12 protein-coding genes are annotated in these 13021 nt (G+C 60.8%); 3 read left to right on the top strand and 9 right to left on the bottom strand.

What is annotated here, in order from left to right:
• Window positions 1-109: 109 nt before the first annotated feature.
• Window positions 110-1039, top strand: coding sequence for an N-acetyl-gamma-glutamyl-phosphate reductase (gene argC, locus HV675_RS21800; RefSeq protein WP_175113171.1), 930 nt, complete (start codon window positions 110-112; stop codon window positions 1037-1039).
• A gap of 62 nt (window positions 1040-1101) precedes the next feature.
• Here the strand turns inward: argC and HV675_RS21795 are convergent, their stop codons facing one another.
• From HV675_RS21795 to HV675_RS21785, 3 genes are all read right to left on the bottom strand, one after another.
• Window positions 1102-1938: a class II glutamine amidotransferase gene (locus tag HV675_RS21795; protein ID WP_175113170.1), complete on the bottom strand. Its 837-nt coding sequence runs from the start codon at window positions 1936-1938 to the stop codon at window positions 1102-1104.
• Between the two features lie 191 nt (window positions 1939-2129).
• Window positions 2130-2423: a GYD domain-containing protein gene (locus HV675_RS21790; RefSeq protein ID WP_175113169.1), complete on the bottom strand. Its 294-nt coding sequence runs from the start codon at window positions 2421-2423 to the stop codon at window positions 2130-2132.
• A gap of 205 nt (window positions 2424-2628) precedes the next feature.
• Window positions 2629-3558, bottom strand: a complete 930-nt coding sequence (locus HV675_RS21785) for a LysR family transcriptional regulator (RefSeq protein ID WP_175113168.1) — start codon at window positions 3556-3558, stop codon at window positions 2629-2631.
• A 137-nt stretch (window positions 3559-3695) separates the two neighbouring features.
• Between HV675_RS21785 and HV675_RS21780 the strand changes: the two genes are divergently transcribed.
• Window positions 3696-4628 (top strand): DMT family transporter, encoded by a 933-nt coding sequence (locus HV675_RS21780; protein ID WP_175113167.1) that lies wholly within the window; start codon window positions 3696-3698, stop codon window positions 4626-4628.
• A gap of 140 nt (window positions 4629-4768) precedes the next feature.
• The gene (locus tag HV675_RS21775) at window positions 4769-5371 is read left to right on the top strand and encodes a serine O-acetyltransferase (RefSeq protein ID WP_175113166.1); all 603 of its coding nucleotides are present in this window, start codon (window positions 4769-4771) and stop codon (window positions 5369-5371) included.
• A gap of 62 nt (window positions 5372-5433) precedes the next feature.
• Here the strand turns inward: HV675_RS21775 and HV675_RS21770 are convergent, their stop codons facing one another.
• The 6 genes from HV675_RS21770 to HV675_RS21745 form a co-directional block, all read right to left on the bottom strand.
• Window positions 5434-6330, bottom strand: a complete 897-nt coding sequence (locus tag HV675_RS21770) for an alpha/beta fold hydrolase (RefSeq protein ID WP_175113165.1) — start codon at window positions 6328-6330, stop codon at window positions 5434-5436.
• A 35-nt stretch (window positions 6331-6365) separates the two neighbouring features.
• Window positions 6366-7700, bottom strand: a complete 1335-nt coding sequence (locus HV675_RS21765; protein WP_175113164.1) for an MFS transporter — start codon at window positions 7698-7700, stop codon at window positions 6366-6368.
• Between the two features lie 28 nt (window positions 7701-7728).
• Window positions 7729-8493, bottom strand: a complete 765-nt coding sequence (locus tag HV675_RS21760; protein ID WP_175113163.1) for an enoyl-CoA hydratase — start codon at window positions 8491-8493, stop codon at window positions 7729-7731.
• A complete protein-coding gene (locus HV675_RS21755; protein WP_175113162.1) occupies window positions 8490-9656 on the bottom strand; it encodes a CaiB/BaiF CoA transferase family protein in 1167 nt (388 codons plus the stop codon). The genes HV675_RS21760 and HV675_RS21755 overlap by 4 nt, the downstream gene beginning before the upstream one ends.
• 386 nt (window positions 9657-10042) lie before the next feature.
• Entirely contained in the window at window positions 10043-10939 is an 897-nt protein-coding gene (locus tag HV675_RS21750; RefSeq protein WP_175113161.1) for a LysR family transcriptional regulator, read from the bottom strand.
• Window positions 10940-11345: 406 nt separating this feature from the next.
• Entirely contained in the window at window positions 11346-12362 is a 1017-nt protein-coding gene (locus tag HV675_RS21745) for a bile acid:sodium symporter family protein (RefSeq protein ID WP_175113160.1), read from the bottom strand.
• Window positions 12363-13021 lie beyond the last annotated feature (659 nt).

Genomic DNA, 13021 nt, shown 5'->3' with positions numbered 1-13021 from the left:
AAACTGAATGTTCAGGTTATGAAATTCAACTTTCCCTATTCTAGCGTTCCATAGAACATAGGGGCTCGCTCTGTTTGCCACAACCCGCAGTCACCGAGGTATTCCACGTATGAGCTCTCCCGTTGTTTTTATCGACGGCGATCAAGGCACCACCGGGTTGCAAATTCACGAACGGCTTCGCGACCGGACCGATCTGCAACTGGTCACGCTTGCCGCTGCGGAACGCAAAGATCCGCGGCGGCGCGCCGAAGCCATCAACGCCTGCGACATCGCCATCCTCTGTTTACCTGATGCCGCCGCGCGCGAGGCAGTGGGCGCCATTGTCAATCCTGCCGTCAGAGTTATCGACGCCAGTTCCGCGCACCGCACACAGCCGGACTGGACATACGGCTTTCCGGAAATGACTCCGGGTCAAGCCGAGCGCATTGCGAACGCGCGTCGGGTCACCAATCCCGGTTGCTACCCGACCGGCGCGATTGGCTTGCTGCGTCCTCTAATGCAGGCCGGCCTCATACCAGGCGACTACCCGATCAGCGTTCATGCGGTGTCCGGCTACTCGGGGCGCGGGCGCGCCGGCGTGGAGGAACATGAGGGGCAGGGTGCCGTCAACGCGCCTTTATTCCAGGTCTATGGTCTGGAACTCGCGCACAAGCACACACCGGAGATCCAGCAGCACGCTGGACTCGCGCAGCGTCCCATCTTCGTCCCCGCCTATGGTGCGTTCCGCCAGGGCATCGTGCTGACGGTGCCCCTGGCCCTGCGGCTGCTGGCACCCGGCGTGGATGGCGCGACGCTGCACGCATGCCTCGCGCGCCACTATGCCGAGTCGGCCCACGTACGTGTCTCGCCGCTGCACGAATCGCGTGCTTCAACACACCTGGATCCGCAAGCACTGAACGGTACAAACGACATGCGCTTAAGCGTATTTCCTAACATGGAGCACGGGCACGTGCTGCTGTCCGCGGTTTTCGACAATCTTGGCAAAGGCGCATCCGGTGCTGCGGTGCAGAACCTGAACCTGATGCTCACACAGCAATAACGCAGCACAAACGATGCGCTTGCCGCTGCAGCGAAAGTAACGCGCCTACGAGGCAATTACCTTCAGGTCCGCATGCGCGGCACGAAGGATTGCCGCTGGATGTCGCCGCGGCGCGCGACGATAGCCGTGCTCTCCGCTATTTCCTCCCATGCACCGGGCAGATCGACTAGCGGTTCGGACAGCACAAGGAAAGCGTCTTCACCTGCTTCGGTAATCCGTGGATTGTGCGGATAGAGTGCATGCAAGTGCTTGAACGTCGTGCTGTGAAACAGCGTGCGCGATTGTCGTTCACTCGAGTAGCGTATCGCGACGATTTGCTCTCCGTCCGTGGCGCAAATGGTCATGTTCAGCGGCGCATCGACGCGATGCACAGCCGCGGTTTGCTCAATCATCCCCGCCATTCGCTCCAGCGCGGCCACCGGTTCTTGCTGAAGTCCGTAGGTCAGCGCGAGATAGAACATGACTTCCGAATCGGTCGACCCCTCGATCGATCCGAAGAGCGCTGGATCGATCTTCATCATCAGGTCGCGACGCAGAAGGTGAAAGTTCCGGATCAGCCCGTTGTGAACGAAGAGCCATTGGTTGTGACGAAACGGATGGCAGTTGGATTCCTGCACCGGCGCCTCGGTTGCCGCGCGGATATGTGCGACAAACAAAGGTGAATGGATCGCGCGTGCTGCTTCACGCAGATTGCGATCGTTCCATGCCGGGCTAACGCTGCGATAACGAAACGGAGCCTCGTTGGGCCGACCGTACCAACCGATACCGAAGCCGTCACCGTTGGTCGTCGTTGCTCCCATTCGTGAGTGCAGGCTTTGGTCGATCAGCGAATGTGTTGAACGAAAAAGCACGGTTTCGAGCTGGATCGGATTGCCCGTATAGGCGAGCCAGCGACACATGATCAATCTCCTGGAGAGCCGCGCGAATCCGCCAGTCTGTCGACGCTGGCTGCGGGTTAGTGGTGGCGTCCGACGTGCAACTGTCGTTCATCTGTGCGCATCGGACGGCCTTAAGTAACGCGCGAGCTGTGTTCTTCACGGCCCGCGTCGTGGCACGATAGCGGCCCGCTTGCCGATCGGCGGTGTGATGCTTATGAGAGTTTGCCGACAATCGCGCTGAATTCATCCTTGGTGAATGCGCGCAGCGTTTGCGTGCGAATGTTGCCTGCGGAGCCGAGCGCGCAACCGAAGGACATAAAGCTTTTCTCATCGGGTGCTTCGATGACAGTGACGATGTCATACCCGCCCAACGTCCAATAGATCTCCTTCATTTCGCAGCCAAAGGACCTGGCCAGTTCCGCCCCCTGGCTCGCACGTTGCGGGCTGTTTTTGACGGCGCGAATGCCTTGATCAGTGAATTGTGCAAGAACCACATACGTCACCATGATGATTCCCCTTACGATTGGTACGAGATGCCATCCACACGCGCCAATCCGGTTGCGAACCGTATTGCGATGGTGTTGCCGCAGGCCGTCTGCGCGTAATCCGAGTGTATGCAATGGGAGCGCATGCCACCGGGTTTTCGCCATGCTGGCTTCAATCGTGTCCGAATCGTCCCGCACCGCTCTCCGCGCCGTATTGCGCGATCGGTCACTCACCATCCGCGTTGTCGTGCAGGTGGCTAGCGAGGTAGTCGATCAGCGCCCGCACCTTGGATGGGAGGAAACGGTTAGGCGGATATAACAACCAGACGGGGCCCATATAAGGACGTGCTTCGAACTCCCAGTCGGCGAGCACCTGCACCAGGCTGCCTTGCTGCAGTGCCTCCGCAGCGGCAAAGTCGGGCAAGCTCGCAATGCCCAGATGCTGCAATGCGGCCTCGAGACGCGCGCCCACATGATTGGCGATATAACGCCCCCGTACCTCCAGCGAGTGCGTCTCGGCGCCGCGCCGGAAATGCCATCGATTGTCGTCGACTGTTTCTCCGAGATACAGGCATTCGTGCCGGCTGAGATCGCGCGGCAAGAGCGGCGTCCCGTGCGCGTCGAGATAAGCGGGCGACGCGCAGAGCAGCCATTTCACTGTTCTGAGCCGCCGGGCCGCAAGGCTCAATGGTGGCGAACGGGTCACGCGAATCACAATATCGACATCGTCACGCAGCGGATCGACGTCGCGGTCGGCGAAGATCAACTGGACGTCCACATCCGGCCAGCTACGCAGAAACGCCGGGATCAGCGGATGGATGACGGACTTAGCGAACGCAACCGGCGCGCTGACGCTGACCTTGCCGCGCGGCTCGCCGACCACTTGCCCGGCGACGTCGACGGCGCCTGATGCCGCGCCCACCATGTCGCGGCAATACCGGTAGACCTGCGCGCCCGAATCGGTGACGCGGATGCTGCGTGTGGACCGCTCGAGCAGGCGCGTGCCAAGCGATTCTTCAAGGCGCTTGATCTGCCGGCTGACCGTCGACGGCGTGCTGCCCAGTTGGCGCGCGGCCACCGAGAAATTGCCCGCTTCGACGACCCGCGCAAAGGTCGCCATATCCGGCAGCAGCGCAAACAGCTCAATGGGATTCATTGCCATGCTCACCTCAGCCGCGACATTCGATTTGTGCGCATGCGACATAAAAGATGTTCCCCGAGCCACGATTATAGTTTTCGGCGCAATACCCGACAATTCAGACTGTTCGAATAGATCGAGATAGAGGGTCCGCCGTGTCGAAGCAAAAGCGCTTGCTGTGGATATCCGACCTGATGCTGCTCGCGGTCGCGATGGTGTGGGGCACAAGCTATGGAGTCGCGAAAGCCGCGCTCGCGTTCTATCCGGTGCTGGGGTTGCTGGCGCTGCGCTTTGGACTGACGTTTGCTGTGTTGTCGCCGGCGTTGCGTTCGCTGCGGCATGCGAAAGCGGCTGAACTGGCTGGCACGCTTGGCACCGGCGTGCTGCTGCTCAGCGTGCTGGTGGCCGAGACGTTTGGAATATCGCTGACACGTGCGTCGAATGCGGCGTTTCTGATCAGTTTGTGTGTTGTGCTCACGCCGCTCGTCGAATGGGTGCTGCTGCGGAGAAAGCCGTCGCGCGTCGAGTGGTTTGCCGTCGTACTGTCGTTGGCTGGCGCCGCGCTGGTCAGTGGTGGCGTGTTCATTCCAACCGCAGGCGATGCGCTGATTCTTCTGGCTGCCCTGCTGCGCGCGTTGACGGTGTGCACGACGAGGAGGGTGATGCGCGACTCGACACTCGCTCCGCTGTCGGTGACGGCGGTGCAGGCCGGCACCGTGATGCTCGGCTGTGTCGTCGCGGCTCTGGTGGGTTCGTCGCAGCCGTGGCCTGCGCTGCCGACGCTAGCTGGGCACGGCACCTTCTGGGTGAGCATCGCTTACCTGGTGTTTGCGTGCACTCTTTTCGCATTCTTCGCGCAGAATTTTGCCGTCAAGCGCAGCAGTCCAACGCGCGTGTCGTTGCTGATGGGAAGCGAGCCGGCTTTTGGTGCGCTATTCGCGTATGTGTGGCTTGGGGAACAGATGTCGGTCTGGGGTTGGGTTGGAGGCGGGTTGATGGTGTTTGCTTCTGTGCTCGCGACGGTGCCATGGCAAAGAAACGCTAGCGCTTCGGTTGAGGTGCGTTCGACCGTTGCGAACGACGCCTGATTGCGCGCAACAGGTTCTCGACGTCCACCCGGCTATTCCGGAGGGTGCGCGAGGTCTGCGCGCAGCAAACCCAGTACACTAGTCGACCTGACGAAAACCACAGCCCCTCGAATTCTTTTACCAACGGAGCCTTCCGGCGAATGCTCACCACGCTCGACCTGATCAAAAGCGACCTCCATCGCATATCCGATCGCACCGACCTGCGAGCATTCCTGCGCAACTTCTTTCGCCGCGAAGAATTCAACTACATGGTGTGGTTTCGCCTCGCGAGCGGCTACAAGAAACGCGGCCTGATTCGCAGCCTGCTGCGCCGAAAGTTGCGTACGCAACAGCGCCGCTTCGGCATCGTCATCCCGGCGGGCACGAGCATCGGGCCAGGGTTCTATATCGGCCATTTCGGCGGCATCGTTGTCAACGAGACTGCGGTCATTGGCGCGAACTGCAATATCGCGCAAGGCCTTTCGATTGGGAGCAATCATGGAAAGGCCGCGACCATCGGAGACAACGTCTACATCGGCCCGAACGTTTGCATTGTCGAAGATGTCGTTATTGGCGACAACGTGACCATCGGTGCGGGCAGCGTGGTCACACGCGACATTCCGTCCAACGTCACGGCGGCCGGTTCTCCCGCGCGCGTGCTACGGCAAGACGACGAGGCGCGCGCCGCACGTTACATCAGGCGCAGATGGACTGGCGATTCGGCAGACGCTCGCGCACAGGACGTGATGCAGCGGGTCGAATGACACCTGACACCTCAGCTCTCCCGGGTGTCCACGAAGCCGGCAGCAACTCACTGCCATCAAATTCAAGCCTTGCGCAATCCTTCCTTAATCGCAATCACCGCTTCCGCGAATGCCTCAGGCGCTTCTTGCGGGACGTTATGTCCCACGCCCGAAATGACCAGATGCTCATGCGGACCCTTGAACCGTTTCGCGTGGCTCGCAGATCCGGCAGGCCGAATGCCATCGTCTGCGCCATCGATCGTGATGGCTGGCACCTCAATATCCGGTTGCCGCGCCAAAAGAATCTCGATGTCTTCAAGCGCAGGATCGCCATCCACCAGGCCGTAACGGTGCCGATAGGAATGAATCACCACTTCCACAAAGTCAGGGTTGTCGAACGCTGAGGATGTCTTTTCGAAGGTCACATCGTCGAACACCCAAGTGGGCGACCAAAGCTTCCAGAGCAGCCGGCAAAAAGACTTGCTATCTTTTGTGAGCGCCGCACGGCCACGTTCGCTATTGAAGTAATACTGATACCAGAGCCGATGTTCATTATCCGGCGTGTCAGGTTTTAAAGCGCCCGCAATATCGTGGATGTTATAGCTGCCGCAAGAGACCAGCCCCGTCACACGCTCAGGCCGAAGCGCCGAAACGATACACGCGCCACGTCCGCCCCAATCGTAGCCCGCCAGAATCGCTGACGGGATCGACAGTGCGTCAAGCAAAGCCAAAACATCGGCGCCTAGCGCGGCCTGCTGGCCGGAGCGAGGCGTCGCGGATGAAAGAAACCGGGTCGGGCCATACCCGCGCAAATACGGAACGATCACTCTCGCACCTGCCGCTGCGAGTATGGTCGAGACGTCGTCATAAGCGTGAATGTCGTATGGAAAACCGTGAAGCAGAACCACAGGCCAGCCACCCGGTTCGCCATGCTCCACGTACGCAACGTTCAATGAACCTGCATGGATGGTCCTGATCATGATGCGCTCCGTTTGCGTCGAGACTTATTCGAAACTCACTCAGGCTGTCCAACGTTCGCGTTCACCGATGTCGGAGTTGACGGCGCGAACGCGAGATCGTGGCTCCGCGGAGTTTGCCGGCTAACGACAAAAGCCTTGTTAGGCCGCATCGCGAACACCACCAGCACGCCGCAAATCATCACGCCAATCGAGATCAGGAACGTCAGGTTCCACCCGCCTGCGCGGTCGGCCAGAAAGCCGGCCACCATCGGGCAGATAATCGCGGACGTGTTCCCAATGCTCGCCATGATGCCGCTCGCGGCGCCGGACCGTTCGGAAGACGCGATGTCCATCGGGATCGCCCACATCGGGCCGATATTCATTTCGTTGAAGAACATGGCCGCAGCCAGGAAGATCAACGAGATCATCGGATCATGCACGAACAGGACCGGCACAACGGAAAGCCCGGTCATCGTCATACACGCCGCCACCAGACAGCTGCGCGCCAGAACCGGACTCTTCGTCCGGCGCAGCAGATGGTCAGTGAGCAGGCCGCCGATCAGATCGCCGACCACACCGGCCACAAACACCGCCGTGGTGAAAACCACAGCCTTCTTGATGTTCAGGTGAAAGCTGTGCATGAAATAAAGCGGCATCCAGTCCAGCATCAACCATAGGATCCAGCAATAGCAAAAGTACACGACGGATACCGGCAGCATCCGCCAGAACAAGCGCGCGGTGGTTCCTTTGGGATCGATAACACGCTCGCGAGCGACGGGTATCGCTGCGAGCTCCGATGGTGTGATGTTCGGGTGACGTGCCGGATTGTCGCGGTACGTTTTGTACCACAGCACCACCCAACCCAAACTGACCAGACCGAGCATGTAGAACGAGAACCGCCAATTCACCGCTCTGATCAACGAGTAGACCAGAATGGGCGCGAACGCATTGCCCAAACGCGCGGACGAATGCGTGATGCCCTGCGCCATGCCCCGTTTGTCCTTGGCGAACCAGGTGGCCATCGCGGTCGTCGCGGCAGGAAAGGTCGCGCCTTCCCCCAGCCCGAGCAGCAGGCGCGCCGCAAGCAGCGTCACGAAGCCGCCCGCAAGGCCGGTGAGCGCCGTCGCCACCGCCCACATCAATGCACAGGCGATCAACGTGCGCCGTGCGCCGAACCGGTCGCTGAACCAGCCGCCGATAAACTGAAACACCACGTACGGATACGCGAACGCGGAGAAGATCACACCGATCTGCGTGCTGCTGAGGCCGAGCTCGGACTTGAACTGCCCGGCGGCCGTGCTCACGTTGACGCGATCGATGTACGTGATCATGTACATCAGGCACAGCATCAGCAGAACGGTCGTCGTCGCCTTCAGCCGAACTCGTTTCATGTCTCGCTCCTTGTTCTGTTTGTTCCGGCTACTGCTTCGACGAACCCGACGTGAACGCGGCTACCGCATCACGGAATGCCGCGCTGCCGTACACCTGCTCGATCAGATCCTCATCGTCCAGCCGCTGCTCGACGACGATGCGGCGCAGACTTTCCTTCACCGCACGCTGCGTGACCGGCGACAGCGCGATCAGCCGTTGCGCGAGCTTTGCCGCGGTCTCTTCGAGCACATTGCCGCTGCACACCTCGTAGACATAACCGCAGTCCAGCGCGTTCTGCGCCGTGAGCATGTCGGCCAGCATCAACATTTTCTTCACGCGCGGCACACCGAACGCCGCGGCAAGCCGCGCGAGGTTGCGCGACGACAGCGTGTTCGACAGCGTCTTCGCGATCGGCGCGCCGAAGCTGGACGTGTCGGTACAGATGCGGAAGTCGCAGGCTGTCGCGAGCGCGAGGCCGCCGCCTACGGCCCAGCCGTCGATCACCGCGATGGTCGGCAGCGCGATACGTTCCACCGCGTCGATCACCCGCTCGACGAGCGCCTCGTAGGCGACGCCGTCGCGGCCGTCGCGAAAGCCGGTGAAGTAGCTGATGTCGGTGCCCGCCACGAACGACTTGCCGCCTGCGCCGCGCAGCACGATGCAACGCACTGCCGCATCGCGCTCGCATTGCGCGATGAGCGCAAGCAGCGTTTCGTACATCGGGATCGTCATCGCGTTGCGGCGCTCGGGGCGATCGATCACGATCTGCGCCGCGCCCGACGCGTTAAGGGTTAGGGTGACGGGTTCGCTCATGACGCTTTTCCGTTGATTTCGGCGAACAGCTCGTCGTTGTGTTCGCCGAGCAGCGGCGGATGGCGGCGCACCTGCTGCGGCGTGCCGAGCATCTTGACCGGAAAGCCAATGTTCTTGACCTTGCCTTCGATCGGATGATCGATCTCCATGCACATCTGGCGATACTGCGCATGCTCGCTACCGAACGCCTCGGGGTACGACAGGATCGGACCGGCGGGAATGCCGGCGGCGAGCATCGTGTCGATCCAGTCTTCACAGTCGCGCTTCGCGAATTCCTGCTCGAGCGATTCGATCAACGCTTCGCGGTTCTTGAGCCGCAGCGACACGGTTTCGAATTCCGGATGCTTGACGAGGTCCGGGCGCGCTAACAGCTCGCACAGCCTGGTCCACAGCTTCTGGTTGGTTGCGCCCATCACGAAGTAGCCGTCGCGCGCCTTCACGGCCTGGTACGGCGCGCTCATCTTGTTGCTGGTGCCAAGCGGCGTCGGCGGTACGCCGGTGCCCCAGTAGTCGGACATGTCCCAGATCGAGAACGCCATCACCGAATCGAACAGTGACGCATCGATATGCTGGCCTTCGCCGGTTTTCTGCGCGCCGATATATGCGGAGAGCAGACCGTAGACCGCGAACAGCGCGCAGCCGATATCGGCCACCGGCACGCCCGCCTTGACCGGCTTGCCGTCCTTGTAACCGGTCACGCTCATCACACCCGACATCGCCTGCGCCATCAGGTCGAAGCCGGGGCGCGACGCCCACGGGCCGCTCTGGCCGAAGCCCGAGATGCTGACGTAGATGATCTTCGGATTGATCTCGCGGATCGTCTCGTAGTCGATGCGCAGACGCTGCACGACGCCCGGACGGTAGTTCTCGACGATCACGTCGGCGGTTTTCGCGAGCTTGTAGAAGAACTCGCGGCCTTCGTCGCTCTTCAGGTCCAGCGACAGCGACCGCTTGTTGCGGTTCATATTGAGGAAGCCCATGCTGTCGGGCCCCTTCATTTTGAAACCCATCGCGCCGCGGGTCTGGTCGCCCTCGATCGGCTCGACCTTGATCACGTCTGCGCCCAGGTCGGCGAGCAGCATGCAGGCGAACGGACCGGCCATTACCTGGCTGACATCGAGCACACGAATGCCCTGCAGTGGCAATTGCTTCGGTTGGGTCATGGGAGGTCTCCTCTGCTAAGTGTTTGGACGAGCGGCCACCAGGCGACGACGGCGATGGCGGTGCTCGCAATCGTTCAGACCTGTTGGGCCGGGACTGCGTTAAACGGTCGATATGAGGAGGAGAGCAGGGGCGGGGGCGCCGCGTCAGCAGAGGCCGCAAGTCATGAAGAGACGCGGTCGCCTATGTGGACGGGAATCCTGCGAGGACGCTCGTGACGCTTCCATGCCACGGGGGTGCCCCTGGTTGCGATTCGCGGTGCTCAGTCTGAGCGCCCGGCGAGTCCGCTCGTCTCCAGATATTTGTCGTTTCCCAACTATTGCGTAGAGCCTACGCTACCGCAAGGATGAAACGAGCATGTCTGGCTTCGCGAATCGCGAAAGCGGACCTACCGCTGCGTTTGGCCGGCGAGCAGTTCGGTTACGACGTTGTGGAGCGCCTGCGGCTGCGCGTGCCCTTCGACACAGGAGAGCACGTAGCTGCGGTGATGCCAGTCGCCTTGCAGTTCGACGGAGCACAGTCCGCGCTCGGGATGGAAACTGCGCAGCACGTCGGGCGGCATCAGGCCGACGCCCAGACCATGACGGACCAGCGCGAGCATGGTGTCGAAACCGGCCACCGAGAAGTTGTTGGTGAATTGCCGGCCGCGGCTGTGATACGCGCGCTGCAGCGCGGACAGGATGGCCGAGCCCTTGCCGAGACTGACGACCGGCAGGTCCAGCAGTGCTTCGATGCTGACCGGTGCGTCGGGAAACTGATAGTGCGCGCGGCTATGGACGAGCACGAGGCGGTCGTCCCGATACGGGGTTTTCGCGAGGTCGAGATAACCGCTCTTCGACTCGTAGATGCCGACGTCGATGACCTTGTCGCGCAGCAGTTGCTGCACCGTCTTGCTGTTCTCCTCGACGATCTTCAGCGAGATGCCGGGATACTTGCGCTGGATGTTCGCGATGTCCGGCGCGAGAAACGCGATGACGACCGCCTTCGGCGCACCGATGATGATGCGGCCGTCGAGACCGTCGTGGAGCGCTTTTGCATCGCCTTCGAGACGATCGACCAGGTTGTCGATCTGGCGGAGATACTGCAGCAGCTTGTTGCCGGATTCGGTGATCTCGACGCCGTGCGGCACGCGCCGGAACAGCTTTGCGCCGAGTTGATCTTCGAGGTCTGATACGCGGCGGGAGGCGGCGGCGACGGCAAGATCGAGACGGTCCGCGGCTCGCGAGATGCTGCCGTCCTCTACGATCGCGAGGATCAGGCGGACGGTTGTTGTGTCGAGTCTCACGGTGGTTGCTGGATGGCGCGAAGAAGGAAGAGTGAGTTGACTGCTTGAAATGACCTGGCGCCCGCGCTGGAATCGAACCAGCAAACCCCTGTCTTCGGAGCTTTACAGATACGCCAAGTCCCTTTGGAAATCAATGCAGCGTGCAACTCGCATGACACTTGCGCCTTACACGTTACCACCAAGGTGTGTCGGGGAAGCTGAAATGGTCCATCCAGTCATATTCATGATGTCCGCTCCACCGTGCACTTTGACCGGAGCCGGCGCTTCCTTTCGATTCGACTCGATCCTTCGGTTGTGACGTTTTCCTCGGTGACTGATTCTTCTCGGTAGCATGTTTGGTGGATGAGCTATGGTCCATGATGTACTCCTTTTCCTTGCAATTGCATGATGACGTGGTGCCGCCTGGTTACTTCGAAATACTCGCCGCTGGTGTTTTACCGATGTTCTGAATCGGGTTGCGGGGGGTGCGTGAAGCCCAGCGTTGCGCGAGAACCGAACAGGTCATCAGTTGAATTTGATGGAACAGCATGACGGGCAGCACGATCAGGCCCGCATGCGTGCCGAAAATGATCTTCGCCAACGGTATGCCGGACGCCATGCTTTTCTTGGAGCCGCAGAAAATGATGGTGGTGCGGTCTTCATCGGAAAACCCGAGCCATTTGCTGCCGTACGTTGTCAATAAGAGCGCTGCGGCGAGCAATACGGCGTCGACAAAAACGATTCCGACGAAGGACGTAGCGGAAAGCTTGTGCCAGATGCCTTCGACGACGGCCTCGCTGAATGCCACATACACGATGAGGATGATCGACCCCTGGTCGACGATTCGCAGGAGCTGCTTGTGCGTGTCGACCCAGTCGCCGATTTTTGGCCGCAACAATTGACCGGCAACAAACGGAACGAACAGTTGGAGGGTGATGTCGCCCACCGTACGAAACGCTGAACCGCCGCCGCCTGAATGGCTGGTTACGATCATGCTGACGAGTGCGGGCGTGAGGAAGATGCCGAGCAGGCTGGATGCGGAAGCACTGCAGACAGCGGCTGGAACATTTCCGTTGGCCATCGACGTGAATGCGATCGACGATTGCACTGTAGAGGGAAGGGTGCAGAGGAACAGGATGCCCACGTATAACCAGGGCTGGACGAATTTTCCGAGCACGGGGTGCAGGACCAGGCCGAGAACTGGAAACAGCACAAATGTGCTGCCAAAGACGGCCGCGTGGAGTTTCCAGTTGGTTGCGCCAGAGACGATTGCCTCGCGGGATAACTTGGCTCCGTGGAGAAAGAATAGCAACGCGATTGCGGCGTCTGTCAGGCCATTGAAAAGCGTGGCCGCTGAGCCTCGGCATGGGATCAGTGACGCGACTACGACTGTGCAGACCAGCGACAGGGTGAATTTGTCGGGGAGCAGTTTTCCGAGTGTCATTTCCTTTCCTTTAATGAGTGGGTTCGAGGTCATCAGCCCATTTGCTTTCCGGAACGTTGAGATCTGGAATGGGTGAGTGCTGATGGATGAACCCACATTAAGGGGCTGGAGGCGGGCGTTCAATCAACGTCGGGGGGGAAACGTTACGGTTGGGGTAAGTGTTGGGGGGATGGCCGCTGGTCGTGGCGCTGTTTTTTGTTTGTGGACCATCTGCGCGGAGTGGGGCCGTCGAACGCGTGCGGCGCGGCACGCCGTTGCAGGTGCTCGAGGAATTGGGCAGGTAGCCGCGCCGAAATCCATCTCGTGCATCGTTCGCTTTTCGCGCGAGTTACTGGCTGACTCGGCAGACATCTCGCGAGCGGTCACAGCGGCCGTCACCTAGGCATTCGCGCTGGAGCTGGACCGCGTTGGTCTGGTTGGCTCCGGCATCTCTCCGCAGCGGCTGGGCCTGCACGGCATGCAGGCGGTGAAGAAGATTCAGCAGAGCGGCGCAAAGCCTGCCTACGGCGACATTGCTGGCTCAATTGGGGAGCAAAGCGCCGGCACCTACGGCCGCGATCGTGGCTCCGCGTACACGGGTTGGCCCCCGGTTTTACCGATACGACGGGGCAGCCGCTCCTGGGACCGCCGCTGCTATCCGGCATGCGCCTGTTCGCGAC

Source organism: Paraburkholderia solisilvae, from assembly GCF_902859875.1.
GTDB lineage: Bacteria > Pseudomonadota > Gammaproteobacteria > Burkholderiales > Burkholderiaceae > Paraburkholderia > Paraburkholderia solisilvae.
This window is presented reverse-complemented; position numbering and strand designations above follow the sequence as displayed.